The sequence below is a fragment of the Flavobacterium flavipallidum genome, assembly GCF_038289905.1.
Classification (GTDB): domain Bacteria; phylum Bacteroidota; class Bacteroidia; order Flavobacteriales; family Flavobacteriaceae; genus Flavobacterium; species Flavobacterium flavipallidum.
Genome location: NZ_JBBYHU010000008.1, coordinates 45000 through 67796 on the forward strand (window position 1 = coordinate 45000; position 22797 = coordinate 67796).

The following is a 22797-nucleotide window of genomic DNA, read 5'->3' on the forward strand; positions in this document are numbered from 1 at the left end:
TAAAAAAGCCCGACACAAAGTCGAGCTTATCAAAATCTAAAATTAAAATATCGGAACTAAGCACTTAAAAAACCCTATACACAAAGTATGATTTTTCCGAATTAATCTACAAATCGAACCATTTCAGATGCTGCTAACAGAAAAGCCCCAACACCAAAATCAGCTGTTGAATTTTTATCCACCACTTGACCCGGAATAGCTTTTTCGCCAATTGGTTGTACGTAACCCAAAGCACCATTATCCTGAAGTGCAAAATGAGTTAAATAATTCCATGATTTTTGGACCACAGGCAAATACGTAGCTTTGTCTAAAAAGCCATTATTGATACCCCATAAAAAGCCATAAGTATAGAAAGCTGTTCCACTAGTCTCCGGCCCAGGAGCATGTTCCGGATCTAACAGACTACGAGTCCAATAACCTTCTTTTTGTTGGGCTGCAGCCAATGACTTAGCCATATCTTTAAAACGATTGATATATTCCTCTCTGTATTTTGATTTTTTCGGCAAATCCTGAATAATCTTAGCATATCCCGCAAAAATCCAGCCATCACCGCGTGCCCAAAAATCTTTCTTACCATTCACACTTTTATGTTTAGGATATACATATTTAGCATCTCGGAAATACAACTTTGCCTCATCGTCATACATAATACTATTAGCATAAGTCAAATATTGATGTAATTTTTCTAAATACAACTCATTTCCTGTAACCTTATACAGCTTTGTCATTACCGGCATAACCATATACAAACCATCTACCCACCACCAATAATCATTTGCAGAAGTACTCATCTCGTACTCCATTACTTCGCGAGCACGGGCAATTTTATAAGCATCCTTTTTTCCTGTGAAATTGTATAAATCAATATAGGTTTGAAAACAAATTTGCCAATCGCCAAACAACACATGCTTGTCATTTTCGCCATAATTATATTTCCATTCCGATTTATCTGTAGATTTAGCCCCCATCCACTGGTTTTTTTCCGCCCAGGCTAAGGAATAATCCAAATACTTTTTGTTTTTAGTCACTTTGTATGCTTCCATATTTCCTGTATGATAGGCCGCTATATTCCAAAATGCATTTCCTAAATCAGGATGGGTATTTCGCCAATGAGTATTTACTTTATCAATTAATGCAATTACTTGCTTTTTTGATTCACTGATTCCTGTTTCCTGCTTCACGGCACCACTTTTACAACTAACAAACACCAAACTAAAAAGTGAGAGTAGAATAAAAAATGAGTTTTTAAAATTTATCATTTTAATTTATTTAGTTAAAGATTAATAATTAATTAGACGCATGATCAATAGGAATACTCATTCCTGACCAAATTTTCTTTTGTGTCCAGGACTCATAATTATCAGTCCAAAAAGAATCTGTCACTGGCAAACCAAGCACTAAAAATGCCTCCGAACATAAATACAAACTTCCGGTTGAAATATAACCTTCACCAATATTAGGCTGATGCCCATACAAACCTATCTGAAGCCAACCCTTATTATCAAAAGTACCAGGAGCACTTATCTGACGTTGAATCATAGCATACAAAGCCGAACGCACCTGAGAAGGTTTTATTTCTTTAGGCAATTCTTTCCAAAGAGCAATTTGAGACAATAACTGGAAAGCCCCAAAACGATATGCTAACGACCTTCCTATAGGCGGATAAGTTCCATCGGGAGAAATCATACGTTCCTGGATTGCAGCATAACGTCTGGCTCTGTCAAGTTCTTTCTTAAAAGCCTCTTTATATGCAACCTCTTTTTCTACTAATGTTTTATAAACATCTAGCTGCATCGGATGAATCACGAAACTATTGTAATAATCCCAATGAAAGTCTGGACCATCACCATATGTTCCATCTCCTAAATACCATTTCTTATGCTCCTCCAAACCATAATTTAATCTTTCACTATCTACATCTCTATCAAATTTGAATATTGCAGCTTCAACTGTACTAGCAAAAAGCAACCAATTGCTATGATATGGCTTTATTATTCTAGAAGATTTAAGTGATTTAATCACATTAGCCTTAGTGACTTCATCTAGTGGCTCCCAAAGTTGTTTTGGTGCACGTAACAAAGCCTGGGCAAAAAATGCAGCATCTACTAAAGGCTGTCTGTCAACTACAAAATTCATAAAATCAGGGGAATTGGGATCGGTTGCATTATGGATACACTTTTGAGCCAAAGCTATATACTTAGCTCTCAATTGTCCTTCAGGTGTAGCATCTGCCCCTAACTCTAACCAAGGCGCCATTCCAGATAATAGACGCCCAAAAGCCTCCAGATAAGTAACATGTTTTCTATCATCCCAAGCTCCGGGAGATCTTTCTACAGGCATTTGTTGTTTCAGTTGATTATTACTTAGAGCCACCAATAGAGGGTCACCTATTTTTACTAACGAAGCAACAAAAAAAGCACGAACTTCTTTTGGAGAAGTTTTTTCTATTTTTTTATTCTGGGCATTTAAATGATTGACTACTAGAAAAACAAAGAAAAACAAAGAAATACTTTTTTTCATATAATTAATTATAACATTTTATTTTAAAAATTGGTCTCGAGTAACTATTATACAGACTTCCAAAAACTTTCATTAAGCATATATTTATTATCCTTTACGTTCTGATACTTTTTCTTAAACTCAGAAGGGTTCATATCATAAAATTGCTGAAATTGTTTCCTGAAATATTTTATATCACCAAAACCAGCCATCGAAGCAGCCTGGCTAATTTGCAAATCTGTTGTAATCAACAATGTTGCTACTTTTCTTAATCGAACATTTCGGGTAAATTCAGCTAATGATTTACCCGTAATTTTTTTGATTTTTTTATAAACAAGAGAATGACTCATACCTATTTCAGTTGCCAAATCTTTCACATTAAAATTCTCAACATCCAAATTAGCATCAATAATTTCAACAATTCTATCGATCAGTTTCTTATCTTCATCAGACAATTTAAGACTTGTAACATTTTTTGTAACCGAATTAAGTAAATAATGCTGTTCACTTTCACGTCTAATCAATATCCCGTTAATTCTAGCTAATAAATACTCGTTATCAAAAGGCTTAGTTATATAATCATCAGCTCCTACTTCGGCTCCTTTTAGTTTTACATCTTCAGCTGTTCCTCCAGTCAAAAGTATTACTGGAATATGCTTTAACTCTTCATCTTCCTTGATATGCTTACAAAAAGCTACACCACTCATCTCTGCCATTACTACATCAGAAATAATTAAATCAGGCTCTACTTTCCTAATAATCAACAAAGCTGCTTCTGCATTTTCTGCTGCGGTCACGCGATATTTTGGTGATAAAATTTGTTTCAAATAATTCCTTATCTGCGGATTATCATCAACTATTAAAATACTTTTAGTTTCTTTAGTTAAATCAGTATCTATTTCAATTTCTTCATCAATATCAGCCAATACATTTTCCTGAATTTCTTTATCCTGCAAAGCTTCCTCTAAAAACAGCGTTCTATCACTTAAATCTTCTCTTATTTCAACATCTCCAAAATGCTGTTTTCCTAATCGCAATCTGATTTCGAATACCGCACCTCCTTTTTCATTATCATAACACTCCACAGAACCATAATGCTGTTTAATAAATTGCTTTACTAAATAAAGTCCAATACCAAATCCTTTACGACTATTTTTAATATTTCTATTAGACTGGTAAAACAAATTGAAAATTTTCTCTTTATCAATATCAGTAACCCCTTCTCCATTATCCACAACATTAATGACAACTTCTTTTTCTGCACAACGAATATTAACCTCAACAGCACCATTCTCTTTCTCTGTAAATTTTAAAGCATTTGAAATTAAATTAAATATTGCCATTTCAATTTTTTCCCTATCTACATAGATATACAATTTCTCCTCCGAAATACTAAAACTATAATCTATATTTTTGGTTTTGGCGTGGTGAACAAAACAACTAAAAACTTCTTTCCCTAATTCTACGATATCAACTTTAGCTATTTTTAATTTCCCTGTCTCGGTTTCTGTTTTTCTAAAAAGCAACAATTGATCCACCAAACTCAATAGTCTTCGGGAATTACTATATATCATCTCTATAGCACTCGGATCTATTTGCTGTTTATCTCCATAGATAATATCCTTTAATGGATTAATAATCATTGTTAAAGGAGACCGAAATTCATGAGAAATATTAGTGAAAAAAGTTATTTTTTTCTCATTCAATTCTTTTTCATGCATAGCTAAATCTTGAGACAGCTTTACCTCATATTTTAACTGAGCTTGCTTACGTTGGTATTTATCAACAATATAAATTCCAAAAGCAACAGCCAAAACATAAATAAAATAAGCATACCAGCTCCGATACCAAGGAGGTAGAATAGTAATTGGTAACGAAATGTATTCTGAATTCCAAATTCCTTCTGCATTAGTAGATTTGATTTTTAAAACATAATTCCCTTCTGTCAATCTAGAATAATTAGCAGTTCTAATATGATCAACATAATGCCATTGATTATCCCAACCTTCTAAAAAATACGCATATGATATTTTTTCTGGCAAACTATACTCTAAGGCTGCAAATTCAATATTTAACATTGATTCGTCATAGGGTAATCTTAATTTTTCTAAACCATAACCGGTCAACCCTGATTCACTGTATACTTTATTGTTAACTTTAATATTACTAATAATCAATTTAGGAAATGCATGAATTATACTATTTACCTTAGTATCAATAATATTAAAACCTTTTATTCCACCAAATACAATTTCTCCTGTAGAAAGTTTGAGCCCGGCATTATAATTAAATTGATTACTCTGAAGCCCATCTGCATCATAATAAGTGGTAATTTTTTCACTAGTTTGATTGTACACAAAAACGCCATTGTAAGTACTGCACCAATAAAGCCCTTGATTATCTCTAACAATATTCAAAACTGAATTATTTGGAAGCCCGTTTGTCTGAGTCAAAAAACGCATTTGTAGCGTTTTTGGATTAAAAACCATCAAACCGGCTCCTTCAGTACCTACAAGAATTTTCGAATCTGACACAGGCACAATTGAACGAACAGGATATTTAACTTCGATAGTTTGACTACTTAATGTTTTGGGATTAAGACGAATTAATTGTGTAAAATTACCTAACCAAATATCCCCAAACTTATCTTCTGACATGGAAATAATTCCGCTAATTTTAGCATCCACAAAATCAAACTGATCGATAGCATCATTATAACGATACAAACCGTGCTCATCAGGTGATCCTGCCCACAAAACACCATTACTACTTTTAAAAAGTACCCAAATGTTTTTTTGATATATATTATATATATGATTTAAAGGATAATAGGTTTTAAAAGTATGACTTTGCGCATTAAAAAGACAGACTCCTCCACCATAAGTACTAAACCAAGTCCCTTTTTTATCTTTTATAATCGACGTAACAAAATTATTAGTTAAAGAGTTTGGAACCGTAGCATTATAACTATAATTGGTAAAGACATTGTTCTTTCTATCCCATAAACTAGCACCTCCTCCATCAGTACCTACCCAGAGATGATCACTATCCTCTTCACAAAATGATAAAATAAAATTACTAGGAAGTGTATTTGTTGACTTTGAGTTTCTGGAAACAGTCACAAAAGGAGTTTTTTTAATTTCCAATCGGTTTACCCCACCCCTTAGAGTCCCTATCCAAATCCGATTATCATTATCTAAACACAAAGAAGAAATTGCATTACTATTTAAATCACCTTCTTTAAAAGAGCTACTTAAAAAAGAAAAAGAATCTAATGTATAATTATACCTAATAATGCCGTTACCGTTTGAAGCTATCCAAAGTTCTCCAGTATCAGGCTTATATATCATATCAGTAATAGGATTATGAAGTTCCGGATTATAATAATAACGAAAGTTCTTATCGACAATATTATATTTTAACAAACCTGCATCAATAACTACCCAAATATTCGAATATCGATCATAAAAAACACTATTTCCACTTAATACATCAGCAAAAACAACTACTAACTTAGTTGATTTTGAATCCATTTTTACAATCCCAACTCCCTGTACAAAACCCCATAACCTCCCAGATGTATCAAAATCAATACCCTGAACATGATAATCCCATTGTAATTTACCTTTCACGTAAAGTGGGATTTCAACAACTTTAGAACTTTTTGAAGAACAATAAAGCAATCCGCTACCAGCCGTAGCGATATACATTGTATTTTTAGAATCTTTTATCTCATTTATTGCAATTTTAATCGGCTCTATTTTTTTCGATATTCGATTAAAATAATATCTTGTACTAAATTGATTCGTTAAATAATTATACACACTGATACCGCCTTTTGTACCTACCCATATCTCGTTTTCAGTCCCGCAAATACTAACCACCCTGTTATTTAACAGAGATTTTTCATCATTTGGTTCATTTCTAAAATTTAAAAAATTATAACCATCATATCTACTTATCCCATCATAGGTACCAAACCACATTAACCCTCTCTTATCTTTATATACTGCTGTTACAGCATTATTAGCTAATCCATTTTCGATTCCCAAATAGCTAATACTGTATTTTTTCGCAATAGTATTTGGAACAACTGCCTGCAACTTTGCAGAAAAACAGAGTAAAAATGTAATCAATAAAAGAGTTTGGTTTTTAAATGTAAACATGTAATGGTCCTCTGGTTAAATAGTAAAATTAAGTTTTTTGAAAGAACTTATGTATATACAATTCTAAAAGTAGAAAAAACCTATGAAAAATATCATAGGTTTTTCAAAATAAAAAAACAAATCAACCACTATTAGTTCACTATTGAAATAACATAAGAATAACTATATTTTTTATCTAATAATCGATATTTATCATGAGGTAAAGAACCCCAGCTATCATCACCTCCCACTCCTCTTTGTTTATAATCTAGGTGCAAATAAACGGATTCATTAGAATCTAAATTTAAATCTGAAGGATGACGTTGCGATTTACGCTTTCCAGGATCCAAATCTTCTGTTGGTATATTTAATGCACTAAATCCAATAGACTGTTCCCCTGTGATTTTCAATCCCTGTCCTTTATCATTTTTCAATGTTAGCCATCTTACATCTGTTTTATAACCTGATTCTTGAGGACGAATGTAATTTCTTGTATATTGATTAATCACTTTATCTGAATATACCCCCATGAAAGAAGCGGTGTTTCTATCAGAGTAATTTTCCCAAGGTCCTCTTCCATAATAACTTAAATTTTCATAGCTTCCATTTAATTTCATACGCATCCCAAAACGAGGCAATTCAGGCAATTCTTTTCCATTTATATCAACAGAAGCTGTAACTTTAACAGAACCATTATTTTGAATTAGATAATCTACAGTATATGGAACTTCCACCTTAGCTAATTTGTACACCACTTTAACCAACACTCCTTCTGAAGATTTTTTATCAAGATTAACACTTACAACAGTTGGATTCTTATGTGCTTCCCTCCATACAACTAATTTATTTTGCATACCGCTTCCAAAATCATTATCTGTTGGCGCACGCCAGAAATAAGGCGTTGGAAAACCCGAAATTATAGTTGACGGATCATTTTTCAATCCATACTTTACCAATTCGCCATTTTTCAAATCAAATTCGCCCATTATACTTTCATTTTCAAAAGAAAGCACATCACCTTTCACATTATACTTGAATTTAGATGGACTTTTTGAGGCCAAAACATTATTTTTAAAATAATTTCCTTGACCAATAGCAAATTGTTCTCTGGCAAATTCATGACCTTTAGCAACTAAAGGTGTATCGTATTTTGAAACTGCAAATACATTTAAGAAATATTCCGCACCAGCGTCGACAGCTCCATAGTTGATTTTTATTTCTTTGGACTCTTCTGGATTTATATCTAAATTGAATTCACCAGAATTAACTTTTAAACCATTTTTTATCAACTCCCATTTAAAAGTATAATTAGACAGATTGGTAAAATTGAAATAATTTTTCACCAATAAATCCGTATCATTTTTAAGTTGAAATTTAATATCCTGATACATTTTTTTTACTTCAAACAAACCAGGATGTGGAATTCTGTTAGCAGACACCAAACCATTAGCACAGAAATTTTCGTCATTTTGCAATGTAGCTCCGCCCAAATCACCTCCATAAGCCCAAAACTCAACTCCTTTTTCGTTTTTGGTTTTGATACCCTGATCTACCCAATCCCAGATAAAACCACCCTGCATATGCTTACTTGCATGAATAATATCCCAATATTCCTGAAAATTACCACTACTGTTTCCCATAGCATGTGAGTACTCACACATAATATATGGACGATCCTTTTGAGCGTTTGCATATGCTTTCATACTCTTAACACTAGGATACATTGGACACACGATGTCAGTATTTTTATTCTCCCCTGCTTGCTCAAACTGAACTGGACGTGAAGAATCAACCTGTTTCAACCAATTATATGCATCATAAAAAACAGGACCATTACCACATTCATTCCCTAAAGACCAAATAATAATAGAAGGATGATTTTTGTCAAACGCAAACATTCTTTTAATACGATCCAAATGTGCCGGAGCCCATTCCGGTAAATAAGCAGGATGTTTTTTCTGATCAAACCAACTTTGCCACTCAGCTCCCATACCATGAGTTTCAATATTAGCCTCATCAACTACATAAAACCCATATTCATCACATAAATCATAAAACTGCGTATCATGTGGATAATGACACATTCTAATCGAATTGATATTGTATTGCTTCATTAACTGAAGATCTTTTATCATCAAATCTTTATTAGGAACATGCCCATTTACATCATCATGTTCATGTATATTAACTCCTTTTACAAGAACAGCTTTTCCATTTACTAACAACTGAGCATTCTTAATTTCTACCTTTCTGAATCCTGTTTTCTTAGAAATAACTTCTAAAACATTTCCTTTACTATCGCGCAAAGTAATTGTATAACGATATAAATTAGGAGTTTCTGCATTCCATTGTTTTACGTTTTCAATTGTTTTTGTAAAATTGATTGCACCATCTTTTATTGTAGTTTTTTTACTTTCTGAAAAAATCATTTTTCCTTCATTGTCAAACAAATCTAATTTCACAACAGGATTCGTAATTTTAGTATTTGCAAAAGATTTCAAAGTAATATCGACATTGAAAATTCCATTTTTATATTGACTATCTAAATCGCTCTTTACAAAATAATCCCAAACAGTCGTTTTAGGCATTGCCTGCAAATACACATCACGCTCAATTCCGCTCAACCGCCAAAAATCCTGATCTTCTAAATAACTTCCATCATGCCAACGAAAAACCTGAACAGCAATCAAATTATTTCCCTTCTTTAAAAATGAAGTAATATTAAATTCGGCAGGAGTTTTAGAAGCCTTTGTCATCCCCAGCTCTTTTCCATTCAAAAATACTTTGGCATAACCAGTAATAGAGCCAAAATGAAGTATAATTTCTTTATCTTTCCAGGAATCAGCAACAATAAAAGTACGTCGGTAACTTGCTACAGGATTATAATCTCCTCCAATAAACGGAGGATTTTTTGGAAATGGATAAGTAATATTAGTATAAATAGGAATATCATAACCTTGCATTTCCCAGTTTGAAGGAACTTTTATTACATTCCATTTCGAATCATCTAAATTTTCAGAATAATAATCCAATGGCCTTTGTGCCGGATTTTTAACAATATTAAACTTCCAATCCCCATTCAAACTTTGATACAACAATGACTTTCTAGGATCATTACCCTTTAGTTCAGCCTCATTGCTATACAAAAGGAAGGAACTTCTCCCTTCAATTTTTCCTCTGTCCAAAAGCTGAGGATTCTCCCAATCGTTATTTTGTGCAAAATTAATTTGTGCCCCTAAAAAAAATGCAAGAGCTAAAAAGACATTCTTCATCTAACTATTTTTGATTATCTAAATTTTCATACATAAATGAACCCGTAAATTGTTATTCCAAATTAGCCCTATAAACTAATTAATATACACACTAAACCACCGAATTATAAACCAATAAATAAGACGACTAGGCTAATAAGGAATAACAAAATCTGAAATACAAATTTAGACAAGCACATAAAAGAGATAAGGGGGTAATACAATACAATAACGGGGGTATTTCAACATAAACTACTCAAAAAAAGCATTTCAATTAATAATTTTCCTAAAAAACAATTAAAATAGAAATCCCAGAACTTATAGAATATTACACAAAAAGAACCTTAGAACAAATAAATTAATTAGTTCTAAAGTAATAAACGAAGCGATAAAAAAGGTAAAAAAACAAACGAAACATTTGAATACGATTTTACAAACTAACCCAGATGTAAACATGCTTCTGCAGAATCTTTTAATGCGAAAATAAAAGCTTTCAGAAGTCAATTTAGAGGAGTCAGAAAAATTGATTTTTTTCTATTCAGATTATCCAATCTTTTTGCTTAGTCCCCAACTTTTGAACTTGATCCCTTTTGAACTTGATCCAAAATATCACATAAACAAAAAAGCCCCTTCTTTCGAAGAGGCTTTGTACCCGGAGCCGGAGTCGAACCGGCACGGTTTCCCACAGGTGTTTGAGACCAGCGCGTCTACCAATTCCGCCATCCGGGCTTAGCAGACAAGAATAATAATCAATTATTCTAACGCAATAAAGAAAGTTGATCGAAGACCAAATGTCTTTTCTTTAACACGGTGCAAATGTAGAAAATATTATTTAAGTTCCGAATAAAATTTCTGAAAAATTTACTTTCACAGTCAAATTAATTTTCTAATTTTGCAGCTCGATAAAACAACATATACTAACACACTCCATCCGAGACACTTACATATACTCTAAACTTTCACAAAAAGAAAAAACAGGACTATATCAAGTATATCGGAATAAAAACAACAAATTAAATGTCACAAAGAGAACCAGAAGCTAAAATTTTTGCTTGTTCAAAAAGTGTCTATCTAGCTGAAAAAATTTCCGAAGCATACGGAATTCCGCTAGGGAAAGTTTCTTTATCACATTATAGTGATGGCGAATTTCAACCTTCATTTGAAGAATCAATTAGAGGTTTACGTGTTTTTCTAATTTGCTCTACATTCCCTGATTCAGAGAATTTAATGGAGTTGTTATTGATGATTGACGCTGCAAAACGTGCTTCAGCAAGACACATTACTGCTGTTATGCCATACTTTGGTTGGGCAAGACAAGACAGAAAAGACAAACCAAGGGTTCCAATTGGAGCAAAATTGATTGCTAAAATGTTAGAAGCAGCCGGAGCAACAAGGATCATGACTATGGATTTACACGCTGATCAAATCCAAGGATTCTTTGAAAAACCAGTTGATCACCTTTTTGCATCAACAATATTCCTTCCTTATGTAGAAAGCTTAAAGTTAGAGAACCTAACTATTGCTTCTCCTGATATGGGAGGTTCTAAAAGAGCTTATGCTTATTCTAAATTCTTAGAGTCAGACGTTGTTATTTGCTACAAACAAAGAAAACAAGCTAACGTTATCGACACCATGGAATTAATTGGCGAAGTTAAAGGTCGCAATGTAATCTTAGTTGATGACATGATTGACACAGGAGGAACTTTAGCAAAAGCTGCCGATTTAATGATCGAAAGAGGAGCTTTAAGTGTTAGAGCTATCTGTACTCACGCAATTCTTTCCGGATCAGCATACGAAAGAATTGAAGAATCAAAATTAAGCGAATTAATCGTTACCGATTCTATTCCTTTAAAGAGGGAATCTAAAAAAATCAAAGTGGTAAGTTGCGCTCCACTTTTTGCAGAAGTAATGCACATGGTACAAAACAACAATTCCATCAGCGGAAAGTTTATCATGTAGTCATTGCGAGGTACGAAGCAATCTCACTATAAAATGCACTGAAATATAGTGCTCAAAAAAAAGAGTTTAATTAATAACTATATAAATATTTAAAATGAAATCGATTACAATTAAAGGATCAGAAAGAGAAAGCGTGGGCAAAGTTGCTACTAAAGCCTTACGTAATGCTGGAGCGGTTCCTTGCGTGTTATACGGAGGAGATCAACCAGTTCATTTTTCAGCAGAAGAAAAAGCATTCAAAAACTTGGTTTACACTCCAAACGCTCACACAGTTGTGATTGACCTTGGAAACGGAAAGTCTTTCAATGCTATCTTACAAGATATCCAGGTTCACCCTATATCTGACAAGATTTTACACATTGACTTCTTTCAATTATTTGACAACAGAGAAGTTACAATTGAAGTTCCTGTAAAAATCACTGGTAACTCTAAAGGGGTTATGGCAGGTGGAGATTTACGTGTAAGCAACCGTAAATTAAAAGTAAAAGCTTTACCAGCTAATCTTCCTGATTATGTGGTAGCCGATATCACTCCTCTTGACATGGGTAACAAGTTATATGTAACTAAAGTACCTTCTGAAAACTTCAAAATCATGCACCCAGACAACACAGTTATCTGTCAAGTGAAGATGTCTCGTGCGGCTATGAAAGCAGCTCAAGAAGCAGCAAAAGCAGCAAAAGCACCAGCAAAAGGAAAGAAAAAATAATTTTTTTTTCAATCATACCAAAAGCATCAGTTTCTCAACTGGTGCTTTTTTTTTGGACAGAAGCGAAACATAAGGCATTCCAGCCAGCAAAGTTCCCGCTCCCGATAGCTATCGGGACCCCGTATCTCTCCATCCAAAAAAGGACCTCGAGGATACCGGCTCTATCAGGGCTAAAGCAGGCAAGATGATTGCATATCTTCTAACAAAATCCGCTTAACAAACCAACAAATAACCAAATTAACCTACTTTTGCAACATGAAAAATTGGTTAATCAACCTCTTTACAAAATCACAAAAAGAGGAAAACGCAGATAACATGAAGAAATACCTAATAGTAGGACTAGGAAATATTGGTGCCGAATATGTAAATACCCGTCACAATATCGGATTTAAAGTATTAGATTATTTAGCAAAAAAAGAAAACTTAGATTTTCAGACTGTAAAACTGGGCTCACTTGCCGAATATAAATTCAAAGGAAGAAGTTTTTTTCTTTTAAAACCAAATACCTACATGAACTTAAGCGGAAAAGCAGTGCATTATTGGATGGAAAAAGAAAACATTCCACTAGAAAACATCTTTGTTATTACTGATGACTTAAACCTGCCATTCGGAACGATACGCATTAAACCCAAAGGAAGCGATGGTGGACACAACGGATTAAAAAACATCAATTTAGTTTTGAACACCAACCAATATACACGCTTCCGATTCGGAATAAGTGATGAATTCAAAAAAGGAAAACAGGTTGATTATGTCCTTGGAGAATGGAATTCTGCCGAAAATGAGGCACTAGCTGAACGACTGGAAATTGCCTCAGAAGCCATAAAATCTTTCGGGACAGCTGGTTTAGAAAACACAATGACTACTTATAATGGAAAATAATAAAAGGCGAGAAAAAAGTATTTCTCGCCTTTTTTAAATCACTTACTTAATTATAATTTTAGTCTTCTTTTCAATATCACCATCTTTCAACACCACAAAATAAACTCCTGATCGAGGCCTGTTGGACAACTGAATATTCTTATCAAAACCTCCTGTATTGACATAACTTTCATAAAATATTCGTTTTCCGGAAAGATCAAAAACAAAAACCTCTATATCATTCGTAGAAGTACTTATATATTGAACATTAAAATTCCCATCATTAGAAGTAGAACTTACAATTAAATCACTACCAGCATCACCATAAGGAATCAACTTATAATCTTGAGTACAAATTGAAACCGAAGCCGAATTTAAAACTCCCGTATCACTTGTATACATATCCCTCATTCGTAAAGTCCAAGTTCCTTCAGGATTTTCACCTATAAAATCACTCAAATTCCCCAAAGGAACAACTGTTTGCAAACCAGACTTCCCACAAGACAATTCTTCTCCAGCATCATCATATACTAATTTTAATTCACCGTCAGTACTTCCGCAAACATTATACAATAACTTAACCACTGTTCCTTGTGGACTCACTAAATCCATCTGAACATCAGAAAAATAAGTATGCGTAATATCCAAACTCACATTCACACTTGCAACAGATGAAGTTGTAGCCGGAAAACTAATAGTTCTACTAGTATTAAAATTAGATTGTTCAGGAATAGGAAATGGAGTAGTGAAATTGAATGTTTGACAACTAGAATCTACCACGTAACCAATTGCGAATGCTTTACTATTTACAGCATAAAAAATATTATTTGTAGGCTCAATTAAAATCCTGCATAATTTAGAAACAACATTAGGTACTTTTATTGTTTCTGCCCCATCATTAGCCACTGAAGCAGCTAGAGTTATCGGAAAAGTAACCCCGTTATCCGTAGATAATTTAATATTGACTGCCGAAGCACCTTCAAGAGCAGCTGTTCCATTTACATTCCATGTTATTGTTTGCTCTGTATCCTGAAACCAACTTAAATTCTCAATATTTTGAGAGGTAATTTCGAAAGGTCCGGCATTAGCGCTAACATTTACTACCATTTCATCAGACAAAGTTTGAGCCTGCCCCTCAGCAGCATTATCTCTTGCCGTTAAAACAAAATGAAGTGTTCTAGCTACATCTGAAACCGACTCCCATTTATTCCTTAACCTCCCAGCTAAAACATTATCAAAAGCTGGCATATATCGAACAGGAGTACTAACTGGTGGCAAAGATCTAAAAAGAGGCCCATTCGTTTTAGTACTAACAGCCAAACTTAAATCCCCACTTGCAGTAGTAGCCGGATCATTTTCTTCCCAAACATAACTTACACCAGACGAAGTCCCTGCGGTTCCTTTCAACACAAAAGCGGTTCCTTTAGGAATAGTATAATCAGCACCGGCACTAACAGTAGGGCCAGCTGCAGCAATAGTCGTAACAACAGGACAGGTCTTTGTCGCTAGATTATTTTGAATTTGAGCAATACTAATAAAAGAAAAGTAATCATCCGAATGTAACTCCACATCATAGCCATCGGAAATTCCTGCATATGCCATAATAGTTGTACCACTACCAGGCTCAACATTAACTCCGGAGTCCTCAATTTTATATGAAAAAGTATGATTTGCTCCTAACTGATGCCCCATTTCATGGGCTACAAAATCAATATCAAAAGTATCTCCTTCAGGTCTGTCATCAGAAGGGGATGTATAAGCACTCCCTTTACCAGAATTACAAACACAACCAATACAACCGGAATTTCCACCACCACCTGTAGCTCCAAACAAATGCCCTATATCATAATTAGCACTTCCTATGACTGAGGTTAAATTATTTTGCAACTCAGAACTCCAAGCACCTTCATTTATTCCATTACTAACTCCGGTTGAAGAATCTGAATAAGGATCGGTAGCAGCATTGGTATAAATAACATCTGTATTATTGCCTATTAGAACTAATTTCACTGCCAAATCCCTGTTATAAATTCCATTAACCCTTGTCATGGTGGCATTCATAGCAGCTAAGGCTCCGCTTACCGTACCACCAAAATATTGGGCATATTCTCCCGTACAGGACAAAGCTAATTTCAATGTTCTAAATTTCTTATCGCTTGAAACGATTTTAGCAGTGGAACTTATTTTATTTGTAACACCTCCTTGATTATCAACAGTACTACAATTAAACGGCAAACGTTCTTTAGATTTATTTCCTGAGTCAAACACCACATAAACACCACCGTTATCGGCATCTTTTTCAATAAACTCGATCTTATTTCCTTTTCTGGTAATCATAGTTTGAATTCCCAAAGAAGACATACTAAAATGTATAACTGCTGTCGCATCTGTAATACCAACTCCGGAATATGAACGGATATCTGGATACTTTGCCTGAAGTTCAGGTTCAAAATTAGAATCTTCATGAATAGAAAACGCTTCTAAATCTCCATTAACATTAGGAATTGTTATTTTAGTTTTAACAGTTGAACTTTTTTTATCCTGAACAACTTTAAGCCTTTCTTTCAAAGTAACTTCATCCAACTGAAACAAGACAGCATTAGATTCCTCAACTTTACCTAAAAATTTACCAGAAGTACGAACTAAAGAAGAATTTATTCGCTTCCAAACCTCATTATCCTGCGCATGAACAACAGAAAAGCACAATAAGAAAAACAAGAGTAGTTTGTTTATTTTCATAATGAAATTAATTTGTGTCTCAAAAATAAAGTATTTAAAGTAATATACATTCACCCATTTGTTAATTAATGCGATAAACGCAACTGCTTTGACCAATATTATTTGCAATAGTTGAACTATTCAACTTAATTCTCTAAAAAAAATAAAATGAACATGTCTCAAAAATTAATTTAGATAGCATAAATTTGCACAACAATAAAACAATTGCTTTGAAGATTTTTAATTCTATAAAAGATTTTAGTTCTCCCAAAAAAACCATCCTAACCTTAGGAACCTTTGATGGGGTTCACATTGGACATAAAAAAATCCTTGAAAAAGTAATTCAAAACACACTAGACAATACTTACGAAAGTTTAGTTTTGACTTTTTTTCCTCACCCTAGAATGATTCTACAGGAGCGTTCAGAAATCAAATTATTAAATACAATTTCTGAAAAGGTAAATCTTTTAGAGCAATTAGGAATTGAAAACCTCGTTATCCATCCTTTTGACGAAAGTTTCTCTAGATTAACCGCCGAAGAATTTGTAAAAACAGTATTGGTAGAACAATTCAAAATCCACAAAATCATTATTGGTTACGATCATCGTTTTGGCAGAAACAGGACAGCGGATATCAATAACCTTATTGAATTTGGTGAGAAATACGGCTTTGAAGTTGAACAAATATCGGCTCAGGAAATCAATGACATCTCGGTAAGTTCTACTAAAATCAGAAATGCAATCCAAGAAGGCAATATGCATTTAGCCAACAACTATTTAGGCTATGATTATTTTTTAAGCGGAACAGTTATTAAAGGAAAACAACTCGGAAGAACTATCGGTTTTCCTACCGCCAATCTTAGCATTGAAGAAGACTACAAACTCATCCCACAAAAAGGCGTTTACATAGTTTCAAGTCAAATCAGCAATCAAAAAGTATTTGGCATGATGAATATTGGTCTTAACCCAACCGTGGGAGGAGAACAACTATCAATTGAAATTCATTTTTTAAATTTTGATGCCGATTTATACAATCAAAAAGTTTCTGTTTCTATTTTAAAACGAATTCGCGGTGAAGAAAAATTTAATTCGATAGACTCATTAAAAGTTCAAATTGAGAAAGACAAAACACAAACACTTTCTTATATCAAAAATTTCGAAATTTAATAAAAAAGCACCTGTTTTTTTAAAATAACTCCTGTTTTTTACGTAAATTTGATAGACAATACCCTGTTTATCAAACCATTATTTTTTAACCTTAAAAAATTAAGCGTATGAAACTCTCTAAAGAATTCAGCAATGGAGTCATTATTTTTTTAGGTATTGCTCTTTACTTTTTACTAATGGAAGCGCTTCAGCTTTCTAACGTTTACTTTTTACGACTCTTTAACATCATTTTTGTTTATTATGGTGTAAACAGAACACTAAAATCTAATTTTTTAGAAGGCAAAACTAACCTGTCTGACAATGCGATTTCGGCATTAATGACTTCTCTAACCGGTGTTTTTTTAAGTATTTCAGGACTTGTGGCCTACATCTATGCCAAAGGCGGCGATAACTACATTCTAACACTATCAGATACATTCCTCTTTGTAGGAAGTCCTTCGGTAATGACCTATAATATTTCTTTACTGTTTGAAGGAATTGTTTCGGCTGTAATCGTTACTTTTTCATTAATGTTATTTTGGAAAAAGAAATATCCATCTGATTAAACCATTAAAATTAGCGCAGTAAACCAAAACCGATAAAACCTACATCAAATGAAACCACCTAAAGAAATTACAAACGGAGTTATCATTTTTATAGCTATTGGAATTTACTTTTTACTCATGGAAGCCTTAAGCCTATCTAATTTATTCTATTTACGGCTTTTAAATATCTTTTTTGTTTTTTACGGGGTAAACAGAACCATTCAAATGAACCTCACTGAGGGCAAGAAAAAGTTTGTGTCAAATGCAGTTTCAGCCCTATTCACATCAATCGTTGGTGTTATTTTAAGCATCATTGGTCTGGTTGTTTACAGTTATCTTCAGGGTGGAGATGCTTTTACACAATCTTTATCTGAAACATTTCTATTTGGAGGCAATCCATCAATTGACGTCTATTCTATATCATTATTGTTTGAAGGACTTGCTTCTTCAGTAATTGTAACTTTACTATTAATGCTCTACTGGAACAATCGCTTTACAACAGATTAAATGTTATATCTTATTTTTACCCAATTCCTTTTTAAAGTCATTGCATTGCTATTTTGAACATTTTGACTACTTTTGAGCCATCAAAAAACACAATACAATGAGTATTACAAAACACAATTGGACAAAAGAAGAGATTATTGCTATATATAATAAACCAATGATGGATTTGCTTTATGAAGCAGCTTCAATTCATAGAGAACACCACGACCCAAATGTGGTTCAGGTCTCTACTTTATTATCTATTAAAACAGGAGGTTGTCCGGAGGATTGTGGTTATTGTCCTCAAGCAGCACGCTACCACACTGGTGTTGAAGGAAACGATTTAATGTCAGTTAATCAGGTAAAAGCACAGGCATTACGCGCTAAAGAATCAGGTTCATCTCGTGTATGCATGGGTGCAGCTTGGAGAAACGTGAAAGACGGACCTGAATTTGATCAGGTTTTAGAAATGGTGCGTACCATTAATAAACTAGATATGGAAGTATGTTGTACTTTAGGTATGCTTACTGAAAATCAAGCACAACGTTTAGCCGAAGCCGGTTTATATGCTTACAATCACAACTTAGATACTTCTGAAGAATATTATAAAGAAGTAATTTCTACAAGAGGTTTTGAGGACCGTTTAGAAACCATCGAAAATGTTCGTAAAACTAACGTTACTGTATGTAGCGGTGGAATAATCGGAATGGGAGAAAGCATCGAAGACAGAGCAGGAATGCTAGTTGCGCTTTCTACTTTAAACCCACAACCAGAATCAGTACCAATTAACGCTTTAGTTGCTGTAGAAGGAACTCCATTAGAAGAAGAAAAACCAGTAGAAATTTGGGAAATGATTCGTATGGTCGCAACTACTCGTATTGTTATGCCTGAAACTCAGGTGCGTCTTTCAGCAGGAAGAACTAATATGAGCCGTGAAGGTCAAGCCATGTGTTTCTTTGCTGGAGCCAACTCCATTTTTGCAGGAGACAAGCTTTTGACAACTCCTAATCCGGATGTAAACGAAGACATGAAAATGTTTGAAATGTTAGGATTAAATCCTCAAAAACCATTTACTAAAATTTCTCAACCTAAAACTGTTGAAGCAGAAGATTCTCAATTTGCTTCTTTAGGAGAAAAACCAAAATGGTCACGTCCAGGACACACTATTGAACGTAACTTAGAAGCATCAGTTAAAGGAAAATAAACCTATTTAACTATAAACAAAAAGCCATTAGACAAAATTCCTAATGGCTTTTTGCTTATATAAATATACATTAGTAAATAATCTTTTTCACTACTTTTCCCCCATTCTCTAATTCAAGTTTGACAATTAAGGCTTTGTTCTCAACTAATAAATTATTAATATTTACATTTTTTGAACCAAGAGCTGTTTCCGAATACACTATTTTACCCGACAAATCATAAATAGCAACTGCTTTAATAGATGTTTCAGCAGAAACAATTTTAATTACTTTATCAAACACCGAAACAAATACTCCCGGAACGGTATCGATTTCTTCTACAAAATCAGTTTTATCTTGGTAACGCAACACAAATCGATCATTAAAAATTCCTTTTTCAGTTAAAAACGAATATGGCTTGCTCAAATCATGCAGAACATTTAATAATTTATCTTCTAATAATACTTTTTGCGAAGCTAAAACACCATCAGCATGATCAATACTAATTTTAAATTCGCCCGCAATAGATGTTTTGTAACCTATTTCGATGCTGTCTTGAACCTGAAACGGTAAAGCGCGACCCTGCACAGTTAATTTCACAGATTGATTAATACTGTAAAAGTCCACATATTGATTACCGTCGTAGCTCATCCCATCAAATACACCTTCATATTCATTTGTTGCTCCACTTATGTACCCAACCAACATTTGTTTAAAAGCTCCTTGAGCGTTAAATAAATTTAACCACAAACGATTCTTTTCTACTTCGGCTACTTTCTGTTTAGCACTAACTGTTTTAAAAAAATGAGAATTATCTATTACATTGTTAGACATAAGCCGCATCTCATTTTTAAAAATTACGACTCCTCCATCTTCACTTGAAGGAGCAAAAAAACCTTGCCCAGCAGCTATTAAACCTGTTGGAGTTTCTAAATTATTATTATCACCTGGATCATTCTCATCTTCATCCTCAATAGCTGCATGAGTATTAACTCCTCCTGTTAAATTATATGTTGCATAATCATTACTAGTATAATTATACATCGCATCCCCATCTACAGCACTACTTGGTGGTGAATTATGAGTCCAAAAATATAGTGTCCCTTCTAACTTGTCTGCATTTTCAGTTAAAAATGCATCAGCACTTATCGCCGACGGATAAGGATTTCCTAACAGATAAACTTTATTAGCATCCAACGACTTGGTAATTTCTCCGTTATTTGGCATTCCTTCAAATTTAGGATTGCAATCAATTGCAGCAGAAGTAATACTAAAACTTTGTGGTGCTCTTATAATATAACCTTCACCTTGCTCCATCTCCTTATTACCATTATAATGAATCACCCAAGCTGTATCTGGATTATAACTATAATACTTATCAAAAAGCGTATATGGCGATAAATTTTTCAAGGTCTGCCCTTCAACCGGTGAAGACCAATAAGTAAAATCATAACGTTTTACTGGCTTTGTATATCGTTTGTAAAATATTTTTCCAAAATTTTCACTTTCATCATTTATCTGAATCAAACTGGCATTATTTTCAAAAGTCAAAGAAGCATTAGCATCTACTATCAACTCATTTCTCAATTTCATATATTTACCCGATTGAATAGTCACATTTGCACCTGAATTGACCTCACAGGAACATCCTTCAATATTAACATTTTCATTAAAATCAGATTCAAAAACCACTTTGTTTTCAATGGTAGGAACCACATCCCATACTCCATTCCATGTTCTTGTAGGTGGTGGATCGTTAATAACAACCACAAAAGGAACAGAAACTGTTTGAGAACTGCAATCGCCATTAGAAACAACAAAACTCTGTATTCCTGAAGACAACCCTGTAAGAGTAGCAGTGGAACCTGTCCCTGTATATCCTCCAGGATAAATAGTCCAAGAACCACTAGGCAAATCACTCAGTTCCACACTCCCTGTTGGGACAGCACATGTAGGATGAATTATTGTCCCTTGAACAGGAACAGTAGGACGGTCAAAAATAATTGAAGCATTCACAACTGTAGAACACTCAACAGAACTAAGGTAGGTTATAGTAACTGTAGTTATACCCTCGTTACGTATATCTTGAACTTCAATAGTTCCTGTTCCAGCAGTTTCAACAATCATTGTAGCCGGAGGTGGTGGCACAACCCCTCCATCGATAAAATAAGTAACCGCATAAGTACCTATTGGCAATCCTTCAGGGGTAGAATGCAATGTGATAGTTGGGCTTTGTTCGCAATTGGTATCGGCACTTAGACTTGTAATGCTATAAGTAGGACAAGTATAAGTTACTTTTATTTGCCCATTACCACCATTCCCTCCTGTACTATTAAATAAACTCAAGAGCGTCAAACCACCTCCGCCTCCACCTCCACATGAAGAACCATTACCACCGGAACCAACTAATAAATTTCCAGTCCCACCAGATCCGCCGCCGACAGAACCTCCGCTTCCAGGACTTTGATTTAACAATGTATTATTTCCATTACCGCCAGACGCACCAGATCCAGCACCACCTCCACCACTACCACTACTTAAACCCAATAGAGCAACATTTGCTGCACCTGCACCATTCCCACCGTTATAATCTCCACTACCACCTGCGCCTCCAGCACCATAGTTACCTGATGCAGTAGCTCCTTTACCTCCTTTACCTCCATTAGCTGTTAGAGTTGAAAAAACCGTATCACCACCATCTAAACCATGCATTGAAGAAGAAAAACCTCCTGTACCTCCTAGCCCTACTGTATAAGAAATTTGGACGTTTGTAGAAATTGGAGTTACAATAACAGTCCCTGACTTATAAGCACCTCCTCCACCACCTCCGCCAGCGGCACTCAAAAAATTAGAACCACCACCTCCACCTCCGGCTCCCCAACACTGCACATTCATACTAGTAACTCCAGCAGGAATTTCTATAGTACCAGAAGATGTAAAAGTTTTAGTAGTTTGACTATATGATAAAATTGTACCTATAAAACTGAAAAAGAACAGACTAATAGCTTTATCAACTACCAAATAAAAAGAGAAGTAATGTTTTTTCATACCCTTAATAATTAAATAGACAAACACCCAGATATATAATATCTAGTTTAGAATGACTTTTTGGGGGTAAAAAAATCTGTATTAAAATTATAAAAAAAATCGATTAAATGTAATTTTTTTCTGTTAAAATACAACAACATTATAACAAGAACTAAAAATCCTTTTGCAAAAGCGACTTGAATAAACTCATGAACTTTATATATAATGCAAAAAAAAATCCCGATTACGGTTTGTAATCAGGATTATAAAACTA

13 protein-coding genes and 1 tRNA gene are annotated in these 22797 nt (G+C 34.0%); 7 read left to right on the forward strand and 7 right to left on the reverse strand.

Features of this window, described 5'->3' with window-relative positions; all coding sequences use genetic code 11:
- Positions 1-101: 101 nt before the first annotated feature.
- From AAEO59_RS06005 to AAEO59_RS06025, 5 genes are all read right to left on the reverse strand, one after another.
- On the reverse strand, positions 102-1259 hold the full coding sequence (locus AAEO59_RS06005) for a glycoside hydrolase family 88/105 protein (protein WP_341699833.1): 1158 nt from the start codon (positions 1257-1259) through the stop codon (positions 102-104).
- A 28-nt stretch (positions 1260-1287) separates the two neighbouring features.
- Positions 1288-2520 carry a DUF2264 domain-containing protein gene (locus AAEO59_RS06010; protein WP_341699834.1) on the reverse strand — a complete coding sequence of 411 codons (1233 nt, stop codon included), beginning with the start codon at positions 2518-2520 and terminating at the stop codon, positions 1288-1290.
- A gap of 47 nt (positions 2521-2567) precedes the next feature.
- Positions 2568-6665 (reverse strand): hybrid sensor histidine kinase/response regulator transcription factor, encoded by a 4098-nt coding sequence (locus AAEO59_RS06015; protein ID WP_341699835.1) that lies wholly within the window; start codon positions 6663-6665, stop codon positions 2568-2570.
- Between the two features lie 131 nt (positions 6666-6796).
- Positions 6797-9916 carry a glycoside hydrolase family 2 TIM barrel-domain containing protein gene (locus AAEO59_RS06020; RefSeq protein ID WP_341699836.1) on the reverse strand — a complete coding sequence of 1040 codons (3120 nt, stop codon included), beginning with the start codon at positions 9914-9916 and terminating at the stop codon, positions 6797-6799.
- Between the two features lie 628 nt (positions 9917-10544).
- Positions 10545-10624: transfer RNA gene (locus AAEO59_RS06025), tRNA-Leu, on the reverse strand.
- A 288-nt stretch (positions 10625-10912) separates the two neighbouring features.
- On the opposite strand from AAEO59_RS06025, the gene AAEO59_RS06030 reads away from it, so the two are divergent.
- From AAEO59_RS06030 to pth, 3 genes are all read left to right on the forward strand, one after another.
- Entirely contained in the window at positions 10913-11854 is a 942-nt protein-coding gene (locus AAEO59_RS06030; protein WP_055095040.1) for a ribose-phosphate pyrophosphokinase, read from the forward strand.
- Positions 11855-11948: 94 nt separating this feature from the next.
- Positions 11949-12560: a 50S ribosomal protein L25/general stress protein Ctc gene (locus AAEO59_RS06035; protein ID WP_341699837.1), complete on the forward strand. Its 612-nt coding sequence runs from the start codon at positions 11949-11951 to the stop codon at positions 12558-12560.
- Positions 12561-12815: 255 nt separating this feature from the next.
- Positions 12816-13442 (forward strand): aminoacyl-tRNA hydrolase, encoded by a 627-nt coding sequence (pth, locus tag AAEO59_RS06040; RefSeq protein WP_341699838.1) that lies wholly within the window; start codon positions 12816-12818, stop codon positions 13440-13442.
- Positions 13443-13484: 42 nt separating this feature from the next.
- Here pth and AAEO59_RS06045 read toward each other — a convergent pair whose 3' ends face one another.
- Positions 13485-16160, reverse strand: a complete 2676-nt coding sequence (locus AAEO59_RS06045; RefSeq protein WP_341699839.1) for a reprolysin-like metallopeptidase — start codon at positions 16158-16160, stop codon at positions 13485-13487.
- Between the two features lie 209 nt (positions 16161-16369).
- On the opposite strand from AAEO59_RS06045, the gene AAEO59_RS06050 reads away from it, so the two are divergent.
- The 4 genes from AAEO59_RS06050 to bioB all read left to right on the forward strand — a co-directional run bounded on the left by AAEO59_RS06050 (position 16370) and on the right by bioB (position 19519).
- Positions 16370-17305, forward strand: coding sequence for a bifunctional riboflavin kinase/FAD synthetase (locus AAEO59_RS06050; RefSeq protein ID WP_341699840.1), 936 nt, complete (start codon positions 16370-16372; stop codon positions 17303-17305).
- Between the two features lie 107 nt (positions 17306-17412).
- On the forward strand, positions 17413-17850 hold the full coding sequence (locus tag AAEO59_RS06055) for a hypothetical protein (RefSeq protein WP_341699841.1): 438 nt from the start codon (positions 17413-17415) through the stop codon (positions 17848-17850).
- 48 nt (positions 17851-17898) lie between these two features.
- A complete protein-coding gene (locus AAEO59_RS06060; protein ID WP_341699842.1) occupies positions 17899-18336 on the forward strand; it encodes a hypothetical protein in 438 nt (145 codons plus the stop codon).
- Between the two features lie 97 nt (positions 18337-18433).
- Positions 18434-19519: a biotin synthase BioB gene (bioB, locus tag AAEO59_RS06065; protein ID WP_341699843.1), complete on the forward strand. Its 1086-nt coding sequence runs from the start codon at positions 18434-18436 to the stop codon at positions 19517-19519.
- Between the two features lie 70 nt (positions 19520-19589).
- On the opposite strand, the gene AAEO59_RS06070 is transcribed toward bioB, so the two are convergent.
- Positions 19590-22544: a glycine-rich domain-containing protein gene (locus AAEO59_RS06070; RefSeq protein WP_341699844.1), complete on the reverse strand. Its 2955-nt coding sequence runs from the start codon at positions 22542-22544 to the stop codon at positions 19590-19592.
- Between the last annotated feature and the right edge of the window lie 253 nt (positions 22545-22797).

Bases quoted from the DNA above. Each gene is read 5' to 3' on its own strand.
- AAEO59_RS06005 (WP_341699833.1), bottom strand. From the start codon at position 1,259: ATGATAAATTTTAAAAACTCATTTTTTATTCTACTCTCACTTTTTAGT.
- AAEO59_RS06010 (WP_341699834.1), bottom strand. From the start codon at position 2,520: ATGAAAAAAAGTATTTCTTTGTTTTTCTTTGTTTTTCTAGTAGTCAAT.
- AAEO59_RS06015 (WP_341699835.1), bottom strand. From the start codon at position 6,665: ATGTTTACATTTAAAAACCAAACTCTTTTATTGATTACATTTTTACTC.
- AAEO59_RS06020 (WP_341699836.1), bottom strand. From the start codon at position 9,916: ATGAAGAATGTCTTTTTAGCTCTTGCATTTTTTTTAGGGGCACAAATT.
- AAEO59_RS06030 (WP_055095040.1), top strand. From the start codon at position 10,913: ATGTCACAAAGAGAACCAGAAGCTAAAATTTTTGCTTGTTCAAAAAGT.
- AAEO59_RS06035 (WP_341699837.1), top strand. From the start codon at position 11,949: ATGAAATCGATTACAATTAAAGGATCAGAAAGAGAAAGCGTGGGCAAA.
- pth (WP_341699838.1), top strand. From the start codon at position 12,816: ATGAAAAATTGGTTAATCAACCTCTTTACAAAATCACAAAAAGAGGAA.
- AAEO59_RS06045 (WP_341699839.1), bottom strand. From the start codon at position 16,160: ATGAAAATAAACAAACTACTCTTGTTTTTCTTATTGTGCTTTTCTGTT.
- AAEO59_RS06055 (WP_341699841.1), top strand. From the start codon at position 17,413: ATGAAACTCTCTAAAGAATTCAGCAATGGAGTCATTATTTTTTTAGGT.
- AAEO59_RS06060 (WP_341699842.1), top strand. From the start codon at position 17,899: ATGAAACCACCTAAAGAAATTACAAACGGAGTTATCATTTTTATAGCT.
- bioB (WP_341699843.1), top strand. From the start codon at position 18,434: ATGAGTATTACAAAACACAATTGGACAAAAGAAGAGATTATTGCTATA.
- AAEO59_RS06070 (WP_341699844.1), bottom strand. From the start codon at position 22,544: ATGAAAAAACATTACTTCTCTTTTTATTTGGTAGTTGATAAAGCTATT.